This is a genomic window from Mesorhizobium sp. M8A.F.Ca.ET.161.01.1.1, from assembly GCF_004792105.1.
Lineage (GTDB): Bacteria > Pseudomonadota > Alphaproteobacteria > Rhizobiales > Rhizobiaceae > Mesorhizobium.
Genome location: NZ_SRTD01000025.1, coordinates 38188 through 55867, shown reverse-complemented (window position 1 = coordinate 55867; position 17680 = coordinate 38188). Strand labels below are relative to the sequence as shown.

Genomic DNA, 17680 nt, shown 5'->3' with positions numbered 1-17680 from the left:
CGCTCACGGAGATCGTTTGAAAGCGCTCGCGTCATCAGATGCTGGCCTCCAATCCAGCCAGCATCTTGAATCACAAACCAGCTGCTTTGGGAATCCTACGATTCTCTCAAAACAGGAACCGCTCTAGTTCGTGACGACAATGCGCGTATTGCCGAATCCGACTTCGCGCACCATCGAATAGAAGGCCGCGGCATTGGCCGTATGCAGCCTTACGCAGCCATGCGAAGCTGGGCGGCCGAGTTGCCTGACGGCGCCTGTTCCATGGATGGCATAACCACCATGGAAGAACACGGAATAAGGCATCGGCGACATTTCGTACTTGCGCGAATACCACATCCGCGCCGTGCGCTGCGGCCGGTAGGTGCCGCGTGGCGTGAAATAGCCCGGACGGGCGGTCGACACGGCCCACCGATAGACCGAATCACCATAGCGGACCGTCATTGTCTGCGACGACACGTCGATATTCGCCACCAACGTGGCCGCCTCGCTCGCGACCGATGCGCCAAACAGCGCGACGGCCAGCACCGTTGCCTTAAGGAACGACATTTTCATGCGATCAAACCCCTTTGATTGCCCCTTGCCTGCCCGCCATCACGTTATTTTTCACCTTTTTAATGGCAGTGAACAGATAGCACACACTCCTTGACCAATTCGCCAATCCAATGCAGCGAATTTGAACGATTTCCCGCGATAGTTGCCGCCAGGACACGTTGCACCGATTTAGTCGACGGGCTTGCAAAACCGTGGGGTTCGCTGCTCAACTCGTGGCATGAACGAGAGACTCCTCAAGGCAATCGACAGCAAGCGCGACGAGTTGGTGGCGCTGACCGCCGACCTGATCCGCTTTCCGACCATCAATCCACCCGGCGAAGCCTACAGGCCATGCGCCGACTATATTGGTGCGCGGCTAAGGAAACGCGGCTTCGAAACCGAGTTCATCCGCGCCGAAGGCACGCCCGGCGACACCGATCGCTATCCGCGCGTCAATGTCGTTGCTCGTTTCGATGGCCGGTCACCGGGCGCCTGCGTCCACTTCAATTCGCATATCGACGTGGTCGAGGCCGGCGAAGGCTGGACGGTGGATCCCTTTGCCGGCGTCATCAAGGACGGCAAGGTCTATGGCCGAGGCGCCTGCGACATGAAGGGCGGCCTCGCCGCCTCCATCATCGCCGTCGAAGCCTTCATGGAAGTCTTTCCCGACTTTCCCGGCGCCATCGAGATCTCGGGCACGGTCGACGAGGAGTCCGGCGGCTTTGGTGGCGTCGCCCATCTGGCCGGGCTTGGCTATTTCTCGAAGCCCAGGGTCGACCACGTCATCATCCCCGAGCCCTTGAACAAGGACCGCATCTGCCTTGGCCATCGCGGCGTCTGGTGGGCGGAGATCGAGACCAAGGGCGAGATCGCGCACGGCTCGATGCCGTTTCTCGGCGACAATGCGGTGCGCCATATGGGCGCCGTCCTCAGGGCATTCGAGGACGAATTGTTCCCCGCACTCGACCGCAAGATCACGCGCATGCCGGTCGTGCCGGAGGGCGCCAGGCGCTCGACCATGAACATCAACTCCATCCATGGCGGCCAGACCGAGGATTTCCGGCCCGGCCTGCCCTCGCCCAACGTGCCCGATTCCTGTCGTTTGACCATCGACCGCCGCTTCCTGCTCGAGGAGGATCTCGCCACGGTCAAAAGCGAAGTGACCGGCATTCTCGACCGGCTGAAGCGGGAGCGCAAAAAATTCGACTACGAGATACGCGACCTGATGGAAGTGCTGCCGCTGATGACCGAGCGCGACGCGCCGGTGGTCAAGGCGGTGGCGCAAGGCATTCATGCCATCTTCGACCGCGAGCCCGACTATGTCATATCCCCCGGCACCTACGACCAGAAGCATATTGCCCGCATCGGCCACATCTATGACTGCATCGCCTACGGACCCGGCATTCTCGACCTCGCCCACCGGCCGGACGAATGGGTCGGCATATCGGACATGGTGGAATCGGCCAAGGTGATGGCGATCGGGCTCGACGTGCTGCTGCGTGGCACCGCCACGGAATAACCCTCCATCGCGACAAGCTTCGACCTCCTACACGGCTGGCACGGCAAAAACATTCCCAGCCATCCTGCCTGACAGCACGAAACGCAATTTACTCCCGCGCGAAATCACGCTTCTATCGCCCGGTTTGAGCACGTGTCCTGAACGCATGGGGAGTTGCACGATGAGACTGTGGAAAACCATTCTGGCCGCGGCGGTCCTTGCGCTGGCCGCTGGAAGTCAGGCCTTTGCGGCCCGGACCGACCTGGTCATCGGCATTCCGCTCGAACCTCCGCATCTCGATCCGACCGCGGGCGCCGCGGCGGCGATCAAGGAAGTGCTCTACGCCAATGTCTTCGAGGGCCTGACCCGGATTGGCCCCAATGGCGAGGTGCTGCCGGATCTGGCCGAGAGCTGGACCATTTCCGATGACGGCAAGGTCTACACCTTCAAGCTGCACACCGGAGTCAAATTCCATGACGGCGCCGATTTCAGCGCCGACGACGTGAAATTCTCGCTCGACCGGGCCCGCGCCGACAATTCGGTAAATGCGCAAAAAGGCCTGTTCGCGGCCATCGACAAGGTCGAAATCGTCGATCCGGCAACGGTCAAGGTCACGCTGAAGAACCCGCAAGGATCTTTCCTCTACAATATGGGCTGGGGCGACGCGGTGATGGTGTCGCCGAAATCAGCCGACACCAACAAGGAGAAGCCGATCGGCACCGGCCCGTTCAAGTTCCAGAACTGGGCCAAGGGATCGTCGATCACCCTGGTAAAGGCCGACCATTACTGGGGCGCTCCGGTGTTCCTCGACAAGGTCGAGTTCCGCATCGTGCCGGATGCCGCGGCCTATGTGCCGGCCCTGCTGTCCGGCGACATCCAGGCCTTCCCCTTCTTCGATCCCGACAGTCTCGCACAGGTCAAGGACGATCCGCGTTTCAAGGTGGTGATCGGCTCGACCGAAGGCGAGACCATCCTGTCGATCAACAACAAGAAGCCGCCTTTCGACAAGCTGCAGGTCAGGCAGGCGATCTCCTACGCGCTCGACCGCAAGGCGATCATCGACGGCGCCTCGGCCGGCCTTGGCCTGCCGATCGGCTCGCACATGTCGCCGGCCAACAAGGACTATGTCGACCTCACCGGCCTCTATCCGCACAATGTCGACAAGGCCAAGGAACTGTTGAAGGAGGCCGGGCTGGAGAACGGCTTCAAGGCGACTTTGAAACTGCCGCCACCCAGCTATGCCAGGCTCGGCGGCGAGATCATCGCCTCGCAACTTCGCGACGTCGGCATCAATCTCGAGATCATCCCGGTCGAATGGGCGCAGTGGCTGGACCAGGTGTTCACCAAGAAGGACTACGACCTAACCATCGTCTCCCACACCGAGCCCAACGACATCGATATCTATTCGCGCAAGGACTACTACTTCAACTACGACAATCCGACCTTCGACAAGGTGATCGCCGACCTCAACCTCACCTCCGACGAGGCCAAGCGCAAGGAACTGCTCGGCGAGGCGCAGAAGATCCTGGCCGACGACGCCGTGGTCGGTTTCCTCTACGAATTGCCCAAGGTCGGTGTCTGGGACGCCAAATTGCAGGGCCTGTGGGAAAACGCGCCGATCCAGGCCAATGATCTCACCAAGGTGAAGTGGAGCGAATGAGGTCTGTGGTGCGAGCGCCGCTCCTTCGCCTCCCATGACCGCCTACCTCCTCAAGCGCCTTGCCATCGCCCTTGCCACGCTGGTGCTTGCCTCGATGGTGGTCTTCGCCGTGCTGGAAATCCTCCCCGGCGACCCTGCGCGGCTGATGCTGGGCATGAACGCCAGCGCCGACCAGGTGGAACTGCTGCGCAACCAGATGGGCCTCAACGCGCCGCTCGTCCTGCGCTATTTGCACTGGGCCGGCGGCCTGCTCAGCCTCGATTTCGGCCGCTCCTATACCTATTCGGTGCCGGTCATCGATCTTGTGCGTGAGCGGCTCGCCGTCTCGTTGCCGCTGGCGCTGATCGCGCTGGCGCTCTCCACCATCATCGCCGTTCCGGTCGGGCTTTATTCCGCCAGCCGGCGCGGACGGGCCGGCGACACGATTTCAATGGGCGTGGCGCAGCTTGGCGTCGCCGTGCCCAATTTCTGGTTCGCGCTGATGCTGATCTATGTCTTTGCCGTCTGGCTGCGGCTGGTCCCGGCCGGTGGTTTTCCGGGCTGGTCTGCCGGCGCCTGGCCGGCGCTGAAATCGCTGCTGTTACCGGCGGTGGCGCTTGCCCTACCGCAGGCCGCTATCCTGGCGCGCGTCACCCGCTCGGCGCTGATCGAGGTGCTGAACGAGGACTATATCCGCACCGCCCGCGCCAAGGGTCTGCCCTATCGGGCCGTGCTGTGGCGGCACGCACTGCGCAACGCGATGATCCCGGTGCTGACCATCCTTGGCCTGCAATTCGCCTTCCTGCTCGCCGGCACCATCATCATCGAGAATGTCTTCTACTTGCCCGGGCTCGGCCGGCTGGTGTTCCAGGCGATCACCCAGCGCGACCTGATCGTCGTCGAAAGCGTCGTCATGCTGCTGGTCGCAGCCGTCATTGCCGTCAACCTCGTCGTCGACCTTTCCTATGCGGTGGTAGACCCGCGCCTGAGAAGCCGGCAATGACGCTGCGCATCGACATCCCCGAGGAGACGTTCCGCAGCATCCTGGCCAAGGCGTTTGGAAATACCGCCTTCGTCACCGGCTTCGCCATCACCGTGCTGATCCTAGCGATGGCTTTGATCTCTTACGTCTGGACACCCTACGATGTGACCAAGCTGGTCATAGCCGACAAGACGCAAGGCCCCTCGCTGACCCATTGGTTCGGCACCGACCATTTCGGCCGCGACATCCTGTCGATGATCATGGTCGGCGCCCGCAACTCGATTGCCGTGGCGCTGGTCGCGGTCGGCATCGGCATGGGTGTCGGCGTGCCGCTCGGCACCTTTGCCGCCGCGCGCGGCGGCCTCGTCGACGAGGCGCTGATGCGCGTCAACGACCTCGTCTTCGCCTTCCCGGCGCTGCTCTCGGCGATCATGATCACCGCCATTTTCGGGCCCGGCGCCGTCAACGCCATCATCGCCATCGGCATCTTCAACATCCCGGTCTTTGCCCGCGTCGCCCGCGCCGGCGCGCTTGCCGTCTGGCCGCGCGAATTCATCCTGGCCGCGCGCGCCGCCGGCAAGAGCAGCACGCAGATATCGATCGAACATGTGCTGCCCAACATTGCCACGCTGCTGCTGGTGCAAGGCACCATCCAGTTCGCGCTGGGCATCCTGGCCGAAGCGGGGCTTTCCTATCTCGGCCTCGGCGCGCAGCCGCCAATGCCGAGCTGGGGCCGCATGCTGTTCGACGCCCAGACGCGCATGGTGGTGGCACCGTGGATGGCGATCTTCCCCGGCATGGCGATCGTCGTCACCGTGCTCGGCCTGAACCTTTTGGGCGACGGCATCGCCGATATTCTCGACCCGAAATCGCGGCGGCAGCGATGAGCCTGCTGGAGATCGAAAACCTATCGTTGACCATCGGCGACACGCCGATCCTGAAGGAGATCGAGCTCTCCGTCGCGCCCGGCGAGATCATGGGATTGGTCGGCGAATCCGGCTCCGGCAAATCGATGACCGCGCTGACGGTGATGCGGCTCCTGCCCCATGCCGCTCGCGCCACCGGGCGCGTCACATTCGACGGCATCGATATCCTCGCGGCAACCGAGGACCAGATGTGCGCCCTGCGCGGCGACGACATCGGCATGGTGTTCCAGGAGCCGATGACGGCGCTCAATCCGGTCAAGACGATCGGCGAACAGGTCGCCGAAGGCATACGCTGGCACACCAGCGCAAGCCGTGCCGACGCCGAGGAGCGGGCGCGAAAAATGCTCGACCGCGTCGGGCTGCCCTCGGCAAAGTTCCCGCTGTCGCGCTATCCGCACGAATTGTCCGGCGGCCAGCGCCAGCGCGTCGTCATCGCCATTGCCTGCGCGCTGAAGCCGAAGCTCTTGATAGCCGACGAGCCGACGACAGCGCTCGACGTGGTGCTGCAGGCACAGATCCTCGACCTGCTGCGCCACCTCGTTGCGGAAAGCCGCATGGGCTTGCTGCTGATCTCCCATGATCTCGCTGTCGTGACCGAGATGGCCGACCGCATCACCATCCTGCGCCATGGCGAGGTGATGGAGGCCGGCGACACGGCGCGCACGCTCTCCGGTCAGCTTCATCCCTATACGCGCCAACTGGCGCAGGCCTCGATGCATGTTCCGGCGCGCGCCAAGCCTCATCTCGTCGGGACGGACCAACCCTTGCTGCAGGTCGAAGGCATCACCCGCGACTATCCCGGCCGCCGGACTTCGCTGTTCAGGCGCGCCCCTGCTATCCGCGCTGTCGACGACGTCTCCCTGTCGATGGCGCCGGGCCAGTCGGTGGCGCTGGTCGGCCGCTCCGGCTGCGGCAAGTCGACCCTTGCCCGCATGATCCTGGCGCTGGACCGGCCGAGTTCGGGTGCGATCCGCTTTCGCGGCGAAGCCATCACCGGCAAGAGCGAAGCCGAGCTGAAGCCCGCCAGGCGCGATATGCAGGTCGTCTTCCAGGACCCCTACGGCTCCTTCGATCCGCGCCAGAAGGTCGAAAAACTGGTCGCCGAGCCCCTGCATGTCCTGGAGAAAAAACCGACGCGCGCCGAAAGCCGGGAGATGGTGGCGCATGCGCTGCACGAGGTCGGCCTCGACCAGCGTGACATGGACAAATACCCGCACGAATTTTCGGGCGGCCAACGCCAGCGCCTGTCGATCGCCCGCGCCATCATCACCCGCCCAAAACTGGTGGTCGCCGACGAGCCGGTCTCGGCACTCGATGTCTCGATCCGCGCGCAGATCCTGGACCTTTTCGCCGGACTCAACCAGAAACTCGGCGTCGCCTATCTCTTCATCACCCATGATTTGACCGTCGCCCGCGCCATCACGGACGAAGTGCTGGTCATGCATGAGGGCAAGATCGTCGAGCGCGGCAAGACGAACGACGTGCTCGACCATCCGCAATCCGAGGCCGCCAGGGCGCTGGTAGCGGCGGCGCCGGATCTGCACCGCGCAATCGCCAAGCGGATGCAGGAACAGGGGTGAGCGACCGGTTCTCGATGCAAATCCATCGTGCCAGTGGCCCGATGGAAGGCCGCGAACGCTGGGGAGATGCCGCAGGCAGCAGGCCCGGCCGGGACCTCCGCCCCCTACTCTTCCGGCTTCACCACGTCGACCGGGCTGATGTCGAGCAAATCGAGCGTGCGGCGCAGCAGCCGCACCTCGCTCTCGGCCAGTTGCGAATCCGCCTTGGCGATCTCCGCCATGTGCTGCGCCAATTGCTTGCGGCGTTCGACGTCGAGGTCGCGGAACAGCGCGATCGCCTGCGAGCCGTTGGTCTCGTAGCCGAATTCGTTGAGATATTCGATGACGCTGTCGATGCTGGTTTCCGGAATGCCGAAAGCCTCCTTGCAGATGCGCCGGAAGGCAACCATCTCGCTCTCGCTCACCGTGCCGTCGGCCAGGATCATGCGGAACAGCATCAGCAGTTCCGCCGACAGGACGGGATCGTCCGCGACCTTGCGCACGCCCGGGTCGCCGTCGAAGATCGAGCGTATCTGGTCCAGCAATGCGAATGCCATGAACGGCCCCCTTTCCGATTCCTCTTTGATAGAATTAGCGCGGAATCGGCCTTGCGCAAACGGGGTGGTCGTGGTCGAACGCGCGCTATCTCAGCCGACCGGACATCTCGACACATCAGATGATCGACCTCACCGCCCAGTCCATCGCCATCCTCGCCTTCGCGGCTTTCGCCGCGGGTTTTGTCGATTCGATTGCCGGCGGCGGCGGATTGATCACCATCCCCGCACTGCTGCTTGCCGGTTTTTCACCGGTCGAGGCGCTTGGAACCAACAAGCTGCAAGGCATGTTCGGCTCGGGGTCGGCGACCATCCACTATGCCTCGAAAGGCCATGTCGACCTGCGCCGGCAATTGCCATCGGCGCTGCTGGCACTTGCCGGCGGCGCCATCGGCGCATTACTGGCCACGATCGTGCCCGGGGACCTGTTGCGCGCGGCCTTGCCGCTGGTGCTGATTGCCATCGCGCTATACTTCGCCCTCAAGCCCAACATGAACGATGTCGACCGGGCCGAGCGCCTGTCGCCCTTCCTGTTCGGCGTGACCCTGGTGCCGGCCATCGGCTTCTATGACGGCGTGTTCGGGCCGGGCGCCGGTTCCTTCTACATGCTGGCCTTCGTCGCCCTTGCCGGCTACGGCGTGCTCAAGGCGACAGCGCACACCAAACTGCTCAATTTCGCTTCCAACATTGGCGGCTTCATCGTCTTTGCCGCTGTCGGCGTCATCGCCTGGAAGATCGGCCTGATGATGGGCATTGCCCAGTTCCTTGGCGCCCGGCTTGGTGCCAGCCTTGCCATGCGCATCGGCGCCAGGTTGATCAAGCCGCTGCTGGTGGTCGTCTGCGTGGCTCTGGCGGTGAAGCTGCTGGCCGATCCGGCCAACCCGCTGCGTGTCATGATTGGTGTGTGATCACGCGCCTGTTACAATATCGCTGTTCGAATCATGTTGCAGGAGCCAGACATGAATCTCAGCGCGCCTACCCAGATTGTTTTCATCATTTCCCTGGTCATCGCCATCATCGGCATTCTCGCCGCGCTTGGCGTTCTTGCGTTCATTCCTCTTGCATCGGTGTGGATCGTGCTTGTCGCCTACATCGTGCTCGCTGCCGGCTGCCTGATGCGCGGCGCCTGACAAGTTTCCCTCGACAAGTGGGGACCGAGAGCGCCCGGCCAAAGCCGGGCGTTTTTGATTCTGATGCGGCCTCTGCTAAATTCGCTTGGCGGAAGGATGGCCGATGCCAATCGAGATGCAGCGCCCGAAAGAACAGGATCGCTCCATATCGGGGCTGTTCGAAATGCGCCGGCGGCTTCCCAACGCCGCGCTTGACGGCGTTGTCACCGACATCTGCGGCTATCGCGAAACAGCTGCCGGCCATTTCCGCAATGTCGAATACGCGTCGCTGACGGTGCCGCTGGTGATCAGCTTCGCCGAGCCGTTCGCCATCGGCCTCGGCAGGGCGCCTGATGACAATGACCGCTTCGCCAGTTTCGCCGCCGGCCTTTTCGCCGGTCCGGTGATGATCGAATCCTTCGGCGGCGCCTGCTGCATCCAGGTGAATTTCACCCCTCTTGGCGCACGCCGCTTCTTCCGCCTGCCGATGAGCGAATTGACTGACAACATGGTCGTACTCGACGACGTGCTTGGCGCGGAGGGCGCGGCGCTGCGCGAACGGCTGGGCAACACGCCTGACTGGACGGCACGTTTCGATCTTGCCGAGGCCTTCGTCGCCGCACGTCTCGAGAGCGCCGCCGAAACACCGCTCGAAATCGCCTGGGCCTATGACCGCATCATCACATCAGGCGGCCGGACCCGGATCGCATCGCTTGCCGAACAGTTGGGCTGGAGCCGCAAACATCTCGCCGACAAATTCTCCGACGCGACCGGCATCGGCCCCAAGACGCTGTCGCGCATCGTCCGCTTCAACCGGGCGCTCCGCCTGTCGAGCGAGCCGACCGCCGACTGGGCGGATGTCGCCGCCGATTGCGGCTATGCCGACCAGGCGCATCTGGTGCGCGAATTCCGCGAGCTCGCCGGTGAGACACCAACGGCACTTTCGGTCAGGTAACATTTCTTCAAGACGCAGGAACGGCCCTTGGCCAGAGTGAGGCATAGACCGATCCAGATGAAGGAGGTTCCGATGCCCACCACCACTGAAGCACCCCGGCTCTACCCTGCCCTGCGCTACAAGAATGCGGCGGGGATGATCGACTGGCTGGGCGAAGCCTTCGGTTTCAGTGTCCGTGCCCACTATGGCGAAGGCGATGTCGTGCACCATGCCGAACTGGTCTTAGGCTCCTCGATGATCATGCTGGGCACGGTGCGCGACGACGACTACGGCAAGATGGTCGGCGAACCCGGTTCAGGCGGCGGCAAGTCGATCTATATCGCCGTCGACGATGCCGACGCCGCCTACGCCAAAGCCAGGAAGGCCGGCGCGACGATCATCCAGGAACTGACGAACCGCGATTATGGCAGCCGCGAATTCATCTGCCGCGACCCTGAAGGCAATGTCTGGTCGTTCGGCACCTACTGGCCGAAGGCCGGTGAGAAGGCCTGACCTTCAACGTGCCAATGAAAAAATCGCATCACAGTCGAGATGGGTTTCCAGCTCGGCGGCGACCTCGTCCAGCGCGCGCTCGACCTCGGCTCGGTAATCTATGCCACCGCTCCTGACACCCAGGCTTTCGAGGAATTTCCCGCGAAAGCCGTCGGCGCCGAACAGGCCATGCATATACGTGCCGATCACCTTGCCATCGGCCGAGATCGCGCCGTCCTCGGCGCCATTGATGATCGCCGACGGCCGCCTGGTGTCCGGGCCCGTCGTGCGGCCGAGATGGATTTCGTAACCCTCGAGCGGCAGGTCGAACGGCACCGAGCGGGCGCTGACATTGCGCACCGTCTTTTCCGGCTCCATCACCGTCTCGACATCGAGCAGGCCGAGGCCCACGGCTTCGGTGACGTTGCCTTCGATACCGTCAGGATCGCGCACCATGCGGCCGAGCATCTGGAAACCGCCGCAAATGCCGACGACATGACCGCCGCGCTTGCGGTGCGCCGCGAGATCCCGGTCCCAGCCGTTCTCGCGAAATTTCAGGAGGTCGCCGATCGTCGACTTGGAGCCGGGAATGACCACCAGCCCGGCATCGACCGGCAGCTTCTTTCCCGGCGGCACGAACACCACTTCGACCTGCGGTTCGGCCTTGAGCGGGTCGAGATCGTCGAAATTGGCGATGCGGCCAAGCATCGGCACCGCCACTTTCAACGCGCGCGCCTCGCCGGACGCCAGCCGCTCCAGCACCACGGAATCCTCCGAGGGCAGCCGCGCCGCCGCCTTGAGCCACGGCACGACGCCAAAACAGCGCCATCCGGTGAATTTCCCGATCGCCTTCAAGCCATCATCGAACAGCGAGACGTCTCCCCGGAACTTGTTGATGAGATAGCCGGCGATCATGCGCCGGTCCTCTTCCGGCAGGATCAGATGCGTGCCGGCGATCGAGGCGATGACGCCGCCGCGATCAATGTCCCCGACCAGCACCACCGGTACATCGGCCCGTGTGGCAAAACCCATATTGGCGATGTCGCGGCTTCTGAGGTTGATTTCGGCTGGCGAACCGGCACCCTCGACAATGACAAGATCGGCGCCCGCGCCGACCTTTCCCCAGGACTCCAGCACGGCATCCATCAGCCGGCCCTTCAGCGCCTGATAGTCACGAGCCCTCGCCTCGCCGAACACCTTGCCCTGGACGATGACCTGGGCGCCGACATCGGTCTGCGGCTTGAGCAGCACCGGGTTCATATGGACCGACGGCGCAACCCCGCAAGCGATCGCCTGCAGCCATTGCGCGCGGCCGATCTCGCCGCCGCCATGGTTGTTGTCGCCGGGAATATCGGCGACGGCGGCGTTGTTCGACATGTTCTGCGGCTTGAACGGCCGCACTTTCAGGCCGCGATTCCTGGCGGCACGGCATAGCCCTGCGACAAGCACCGTCTTGCCGACATCCGAGCCCGTGCCTTGCAGCATGATTGCCCTGGCCATCAGCTCCTGTCCTGCACCGAGGTTCCGGTGATCGTGGATTTCTGCGCCAGCGGCCCGCCGCGCCAGATATAAAGCGCCAGCAGCGGCTCCTTGCCGGTACGCATGGCGTGGTTGACGTTGGAAACATGGTGGACGACCTCGCCGGCCTCCCGCTTGCGAAAGCCGCCCTCGCCCATGCGCCACTCGGTGCCGCCGGTCAGCGGAATATAGATCTCCTCGGCGACGTGATGATGGTCGGGATAGACGATCCCGGGTCCGAGCATCAGCAGGCCTGCGGCGACCTCGTCATTGGCGAAATGGCCGCGCGTGCCGAACATTTCCAGCCAGCCGTAATTGTCGATGAAGGCCTTGCCGAAATCAGCCTCGGTATAGGTCTGCCCCCAATGCAATTCGTTGCGCCGCTCGGCCAGCAATCGAACCAGGGGTTTCGCATCCGGCGGTGCCAGTTCGGCGGCGCGGTCGAGATGGCGCAGGCAGCCAAGCGGACGCGGCTCCAAATCGCGGGCCGGCATATCCCAGCCGATACGCGCCACGGCGTCGCGCACCAGGGCATCATCGACGGAAGCAAGATAGGCGTGGAACTGTCCCAACAGCTCGTCGAATTTTGTCGTCACATCTTGCTCCGGACATGCATTGGTGCACAGCCGCTCCGCGGCGGCTCGGGTTGCGCGGCGGCATCATTGGTCTAGATTGGTGCGCGCGCAAAGCCAAAAACGACAGGCCAGCAGGTCAGACATCAGGGAGCACGCCATGGACGCCGCGGTCGATGCGAGCACCAGCCAGTTCGAACTCACCGAGGAACAGCGCGCCATCCAGGAGATGGCGCAGGCCTTCGCCGCCGATCGCGTCGCGCCGAACGCACTCGACTGGGACCGCAGGAAACACTTCCCCGCCGATGTGATCCGCGAGACAGGGCCGCTCGGCCTCGGCGGCATCTACATCAGGGATGATGTCGGGGGATCGGCTCTCGGACGCCTCGACGCAGTGCTGATCTTCGAGGCGCTGTCGCACGCGGATCCGGCCTTTTCGTCCTTCATCTCTATCCACAACATGGTGGCATCGATGATCGACCGTTTCGGCAATGAGGAGCAGCGACAGCGCTTCCTGCCGAAGCTCACCTCGATGGAATGGCTGGCGAGCTACTGCCTGACCGAGCCGGGTTCCGGTTCCGATGCCGCCGCCCTGAAGACGCGCGCGGTGAAGAGCGGCGGCGACTATGTGCTCAACGGCGCAAAGCAGTTCATCTCCGGCGCCGGCGACAGCGATGTCTATGCCGTCATGGTGCGCACCGGCGCCGATGGCCCGAAAGGCATCTCCACCATCGTCGTGCCCAAGGATGCGCCAGGCCTGTCCTTCGGGGCCAACGAGCACAAGATGGGCTGGCACATGCAGTCGACCCGCCAGGTCATCTTCGAGGACTGCAAGGTGCCGGCCGAGAACCTCCTGTCGGGCGAAGGCGCCGGTTTCGGCATCGCCATGGCCGGGCTCGACGGCGGCCGGCTGAACATCGCCGCCTGTTCGCTGGGCGGCGCGCAGTCGGCGCTCGACAAGGCGCTGGCCTACACGGCTGAGCGCAAGGCCTTCGGCTCGAAGATCAACCAGTTCCAGGCGCTGCAGTTCAGGCTGGCCGACATGGAGACCGAATTGCAGGCAGCGCGCATCTTCCTCTATGCGGCGGCCTCGAAGCTCGACCGCAAGGCTCCGGACGCCGGTAAATGGTCGGCGATGGCAAAGCGCTTCGTCACCGACACCGGCTTCAACGTCGCCAACGATGCGCTGCAACTGCTCGGCGGCTATGGCTATCTGCATGATTACGGCATCGAGAAGCTGGTCCGCGACCTGCGCGTCCACCAGATTCTGGAAGGCACCAACGAGATCATGCGCGTCATCATCGCGCGGGCGCTGATAGGACGCTGAAGCCAGCAAACTCCGGGAGTGAGACAATGACGACGATCGCCTTCATCGGCCTCGGTAACATGGGCAATCCGATGGCCGCCAATCTCGTCAAGGCGGGGCATGCGGTGCACGGCTTCGACCTGATGACAGAGAACCTGACGATCGCGCGCGAGCATGGCATCACAATCATGGCCAACGCCGTTGCCGCCGTGAAGGATGCCGATGTCGTCATCACCATGCTGCCTGCCGGCAAGCACGTGCTGTCGGTCTATGAGGATATCGCCCCCAAGGCGAAGAAAAATGCCTTGTTCATCGAATCCTCGACCATCGACGTGGAATCGGCGTGCAAGGCGCATGCAATCGCCGCCAAACACGGCCTGCTGTCGATCGATGCGCCGGTCTCCGGTGGCACCGGCGGGGCGACAGCCGGCACGTTGACCTTCATGGCCGGCGGTTCCGACGATGCCTTCGCCGCCGCCGAGCCGATCCTGAAGCCGATGGCCGGGCGCATCGTCCATTGCGGCGGTGACGGCGCCGGCCAGGCCGCCAAGATCTGCAACAACATGATCCTCGGCATTTCGATGATCGGCGTTGCCGAGGCCTTCGTGCTGGCGGAGAAACTCGGCCTGTCGCATCAGGCGCTGTTCGACGTCGCCTCGACCTCGTCGGGCCAATGCTGGTCTCTGACCACCTATTGCCCGGTGCCCGGCCCGGTGCCCACTTCGCCCGCCAACAGGGATTACAAGCCGGGATTTGCCGCGGCTCTCATGCTGAAAGACCTGAAATTGTCCCAGGAAGCAGCGCTTGGCGCGGGCGCCGTGACACCGCTCGGCGCCGAGGCGGCGCAGCTCTATGCGCTGTTCAACGCCCAGGGCCATGGCGGCGCCGATTTTTCCGGCATAATTAATTTTCTGCGCGGCAACCCGGCCTAAACAGCGGATTCGATAGACTTTTCCCGGGTCTTTGCGGAGAAAGACCCGCAAATTTAGATTTGCTTAAGCTCTCGATAACTCTGCGGTAACGATGTCCCTATAAAACGGATTGCGAGGCGGACATATCGCATCCGCCCGGCGCTCCGGATCAGGTCTCGCGTACCGGAGCCCGTAAGTTTCGCAAGTGTCTTCGTAGCGAAACGCCATGCGTATCTGGCAAAGCCGCGTTCCCGATGGGGCGCGGTTTTTGCATTTCAGGCCCCTTTCCTATCCACGATCATCTATATTCCGATCGCCGCACCCGGGATCGGCACGTGATCTTCATTGGTCAGCACGATCGGTGCATCGACGCCGTCGACGCGGACCACGAGCAGGCGCGTGCTCCATGTGCCTGCATTGCGAACGAGATGCGAAAACACGGTGCCCTTGCCCTTGGCGCCGTGGACGGGAATACTGAACTGGGCGTCGCCGGCGCCATTCGCATTGACATTGAGATTACCGCCGACCCAGAAATTATCGGCCACATCGTCGCCGATCGTGGCCTTCACCCGGGTGTCGGCACGGACGGCGTCCATGGTCATCCGGTAGGCGTCGCTGCCCTTGAGCACGAAAGGGATGCTGCCGACCATCGTCGCACAGCCGCCGATACTGACCACCCAGACGGCAAGGCCGGCGATCGCCCAGTTGCGCTGCGTCTTGCGGAATTGCTCCGCATCGCGCCAGGCGCGGTTCCGCCAGGCCCAGCGGCTGCCGCGCGCGCCGAGCACGAAGATCATGATGAGGTTGACGACGGGGATCAGCGCCAGCAGCGCGATGAAAGTGCTGTTGCCGATGCCCCAAATCCAGTTGAGGAAGAAGGCGCCCCAGTTCCAGCGATCAAGCTCGGCTGGAATTTCAGCCGGCTGGTTGAGCGGTTGTCCGGCCATTGCATCCCCCACTGTAACTGCACCGGCTGGTTCTAGCCCATGATCTGGACGATGCGCAAAATCAAAGTTCCGCGCACCCCCATGCGCCTGAGCAGACACTGTGGATCAGGTCTTTGTGGAAAGCCGGCGAAAATTCGCCTTCACCGCTCGGCTGGCGGGCTTCAGCGCGGCGCTGATTGATCGTTCCGCCGCAATGCCATTGAGCAGCGACGGGGTAAGGCCGGAAAGGATTTCGGGCCAGAAACGGGTCGCCGATTGCAGCAGGGACATCTGCGCCGCGAAGACACCTTCAGCCAGTGCAACCGTCTTCTCGTTGACGGCCCGCGCGGTTTCGGTTCCCCACGGCTGGCCGCTTCCGGCGTCCATTGCCATGAGAGGCAGGCGCATCATCGCCACCATCGGCGCCAGCATGAGATCGCTGCCGATCGTGACCGCTTCTCGGCGGCGCCGGCTCCTGCCAGTCCTGCTCATGAACACAATCCCCATAGGGCAGCCGCTGCGCTGCGCCATCAACTACGCGCGGTAGCAATATTCGTTCCGACCGCGACGATATTTTGAGGCAGGCGTCCGATTGGTGGGCGCCTGCCTCGTTTCTTAGCGCTTGCGCAGGTCGGCCTGCGCCAGGTCGAGCGCCTTGCCGATGCGCTCGCAGGCCATGTCGATGGTGTCGCGGGTCCAGATCAGCGGCGGCGACAGGATCATCGTGTCGCCGGTGGCGCGCAGCATCATGCCGTTGGCGATCGCGTGGTCGCGCACAACAACCGCAGCACTTCCCGACGGCAGGAAGCGCTCCTTCGTCGCCTTGTCCTTGACGATCTCGATCGCGCCCATCAGGCCGATGGAACGCACCTCGCCGACCAGATCATGCCCGGCGATGCGCTCCTGCAGCGCCTTGGCGAAATAGGGTCCGGTGTCGTTCCTGACGCGGTCGACCAGGCCTTCCCTCTCGATGATCTCGAGGTTCTTCAGCGCCACGGCGCAGGCAACGGGGTGCCCCGAATAGGTGTAGCCATGGTTGAACTCGCCGCCCTTCTCGACCAGCGCCGACGCAATGCGATCGCCCACCAGCAGCGCCGAGAGCGGCTGATAGCCCGACGTCAGCGCCTTGGCCGTGGTGATGGTGTCCGGTTCGATGCCGAAGGTCTGGGCCGCGAACCACTCGCCTGTGCGGCCATAGCCGGTGATGACCTCGTCCAGCATCAACAGCACATCGTATTTGCGGCAGATGCGCTGCACTTCGGGCCAGTAGCTTGCCGGCGGGATCTTGACGCCGCCCGCGCCCATCACCGGCTCGCCGATGAACGCCGCGACCTTCTCGGCGCCGGCCTCCAGGATGGCATCCTCGACCGATTTGGCCGCGCGCAGGCCGAAATCATGGTCGCTTTCGCCAGGCAGAGCCAGCTCATAGGCATAGGGCATCATCACATGGACGATGTTGGGCACCGCGCCGTTGAGCTGCTTGTGCATGGCATCCATGCCGCCGAGCGAGGTGCCGGCGATGGTCGAGCCGTGATAGGCCATCTTGCGCGAGATGACGCGGTTCTTCTCCGGCTTGCCTTCCAGCACCCAATAGTGGCGCACAAGCCGCAAGGCGGTGTCGTTGGCCTCTGAACCGGACGAGCCATAAAACACCTGGTTGACGTTTTTCGGTGCGATCTCGGCCAGCTTCTTCGACAACAGCACCGGCGTCGGCGTCGAGCATTTGAAGAAGGAATTGTAGTAAGGCAGTTCCTTCATCTGGGCATAGGCAGCCTCGGCCAGTTCGTCACGGCCGTAGCCGATATTGACGCACCACAGGCCGGCCATCCCATCCAGCAGTTCCGTCCCTTCGGAATCGTAGATGAACGGGCCATTGGCGTGAGTGATGACGCGCGCGCCAGCCTCGCGCAACTCCTTATGGTCGGTGAAGGGATGCAAGTGATGCGCGGCGTCGATCTGCTGAAGCTGCTTCAGCGAATAGTTCTGATAGGTCATTGATTTGATCTTTCCTCTGAAATCATTCCGGCGGCGCCGGGGCGAATTCGTCAGAGGACGGCAGGTGGCGAATAACCGATACGGGCGCACAGCCGCAAAAGCTCGGCGCGCAGCGTGCGCGATGACGGTGTCACCGCGACCCGAAACGCACGAGCTGATAGTCTAGCGAGAGCCATGAAGGTACCTTAGAGCAAAGGGCGGTCGAGGTGAACCACCCTTTGCTCAAGT

At 63.3% G+C, this 17680-nt stretch carries 18 protein-coding genes; 11 read left to right on the top strand and 7 right to left on the bottom strand.

All coding sequences use genetic code 11. The features are described 5' to 3' along the window. Positions 1–123 precede the first annotated feature (123 nt). Entirely contained in the window at positions 124–552 is a 429-nt protein-coding gene (locus tag EN804_RS32460) for a L,D-transpeptidase (RefSeq protein WP_127278311.1), read from the bottom strand. 217 nt (positions 553–769) lie between these two features. On the opposite strand from EN804_RS32460, the gene EN804_RS32455 reads away from it, so the two are divergent. From EN804_RS32455 to EN804_RS32435, 5 genes are all read left to right on the top strand, one after another. Next, positions 770–2050: an acetylornithine deacetylase/succinyl-diaminopimelate desuccinylase family protein gene (locus EN804_RS32455; RefSeq protein ID WP_135922146.1), complete on the top strand. Its 1281-nt coding sequence runs from the start codon at positions 770–772 to the stop codon at positions 2048–2050. Between the two features lie 160 nt (positions 2051–2210). Continuing rightward, positions 2211–3689, top strand: coding sequence for an ABC transporter substrate-binding protein (locus EN804_RS32450; protein WP_135922145.1), 1479 nt, complete (start codon positions 2211–2213; stop codon positions 3687–3689). Between the two features lie 34 nt (positions 3690–3723). Next, a complete protein-coding gene (locus tag EN804_RS32445; RefSeq protein ID WP_135880582.1) occupies positions 3724–4671 on the top strand; it encodes an ABC transporter permease in 948 nt (315 codons plus the stop codon). Next, positions 4668–5537 (top strand): ABC transporter permease, encoded by an 870-nt coding sequence (locus tag EN804_RS32440; RefSeq protein WP_135922144.1) that lies wholly within the window; start codon positions 4668–4670, stop codon positions 5535–5537. Before EN804_RS32445 ends, EN804_RS32440 begins: the two co-directional genes overlap by 4 nt. Next, the gene (locus EN804_RS32435) at positions 5534–7156 is read left to right on the top strand and encodes a dipeptide ABC transporter ATP-binding protein (RefSeq protein WP_135922143.1); all 1623 of its coding nucleotides are present in this window, start codon (positions 5534–5536) and stop codon (positions 7154–7156) included. The genes EN804_RS32440 and EN804_RS32435 overlap by 4 nt, the downstream gene beginning before the upstream one ends. Before the next feature lie 104 nt (positions 7157–7260). On the opposite strand, the gene EN804_RS32430 is transcribed toward EN804_RS32435, so the two are convergent. Continuing rightward, a complete protein-coding gene (locus EN804_RS32430) occupies positions 7261–7692 on the bottom strand; it encodes a TerB family tellurite resistance protein (protein WP_135880585.1) in 432 nt (143 codons plus the stop codon). A 119-nt stretch (positions 7693–7811) separates the two neighbouring features. Between EN804_RS32430 and EN804_RS32425 the strand changes: the two genes are divergently transcribed. The 4 genes from EN804_RS32425 (at position 7812) to EN804_RS32410 (ending at position 10245) form a co-directional block, all read left to right on the top strand. After that, entirely contained in the window at positions 7812–8597 is a 786-nt protein-coding gene (locus EN804_RS32425; RefSeq protein WP_135922142.1) for a TSUP family transporter, read from the top strand. A 51-nt stretch (positions 8598–8648) separates the two neighbouring features. Beyond that, positions 8649–8819 carry a hypothetical protein gene (locus EN804_RS32420; RefSeq protein WP_135880587.1) on the top strand — a complete coding sequence of 57 codons (171 nt, stop codon included), beginning with the start codon at positions 8649–8651 and terminating at the stop codon, positions 8817–8819. A 103-nt stretch (positions 8820–8922) separates the two neighbouring features. Continuing rightward, on the top strand, positions 8923–9753 hold the full coding sequence (locus EN804_RS32415; protein WP_135922141.1) for an AraC family transcriptional regulator: 831 nt from the start codon (positions 8923–8925) through the stop codon (positions 9751–9753). A 72-nt stretch (positions 9754–9825) separates the two neighbouring features. Further along, positions 9826–10245 (top strand): VOC family protein, encoded by a 420-nt coding sequence (locus EN804_RS32410; RefSeq protein WP_135922140.1) that lies wholly within the window; start codon positions 9826–9828, stop codon positions 10243–10245. A gap of 3 nt (positions 10246–10248) precedes the next feature. On the opposite strand, the gene EN804_RS32405 is transcribed toward EN804_RS32410, so the two are convergent. Continuing rightward, the gene (locus EN804_RS32405; protein ID WP_135866744.1) at positions 10249–11724 is read right to left on the bottom strand and encodes a cobyric acid synthase; all 1476 of its coding nucleotides are present in this window, start codon (positions 11722–11724) and stop codon (positions 10249–10251) included. Next, the gene (locus tag EN804_RS32400) at positions 11724–12338 is read right to left on the bottom strand and encodes a dimethylsulfonioproprionate lyase family protein (protein ID WP_127279365.1); all 615 of its coding nucleotides are present in this window, start codon (positions 12336–12338) and stop codon (positions 11724–11726) included. The genes EN804_RS32405 and EN804_RS32400 overlap by 1 nt, the downstream gene beginning before the upstream one ends. Before the next feature lie 136 nt (positions 12339–12474). Between EN804_RS32400 and EN804_RS32395 the strand changes: the two genes are divergently transcribed. Together EN804_RS32395 and mmsB are read left to right on the top strand one after the other, a co-directional pair. Then, complete coding sequence (locus tag EN804_RS32395; RefSeq protein WP_127279364.1) at positions 12475–13641, top strand: isobutyryl-CoA dehydrogenase; 1167 nt, start codon at positions 12475–12477, stop codon at positions 13639–13641. 26 nt (positions 13642–13667) lie between these two features. Then, positions 13668–14552, top strand: coding sequence for a 3-hydroxyisobutyrate dehydrogenase (gene mmsB / locus EN804_RS32390; RefSeq protein WP_135922139.1), 885 nt, complete (start codon positions 13668–13670; stop codon positions 14550–14552). A gap of 281 nt (positions 14553–14833) precedes the next feature. Here mmsB and EN804_RS32385 read toward each other — a convergent pair whose 3' ends face one another. From EN804_RS32385 to EN804_RS32375, 3 genes are all read right to left on the bottom strand, one after another. Further along, a complete protein-coding gene (locus EN804_RS32385) occupies positions 14834–15478 on the bottom strand; it encodes a cytochrome c oxidase assembly factor Coa1 family protein (RefSeq protein ID WP_127279362.1) in 645 nt (214 codons plus the stop codon). 105 nt (positions 15479–15583) lie between these two features. Further along, positions 15584–15949 (bottom strand): hypothetical protein, encoded by a 366-nt coding sequence (locus EN804_RS32380; protein ID WP_127279367.1) that lies wholly within the window; start codon positions 15947–15949, stop codon positions 15584–15586. Positions 15950–16072: 123 nt separating this feature from the next. Further along, positions 16073–17452: an aspartate aminotransferase family protein gene (locus tag EN804_RS32375; RefSeq protein WP_127279361.1), complete on the bottom strand. Its 1380-nt coding sequence runs from the start codon at positions 17450–17452 to the stop codon at positions 16073–16075. Between the last annotated feature and the right edge of the window lie 228 nt (positions 17453–17680).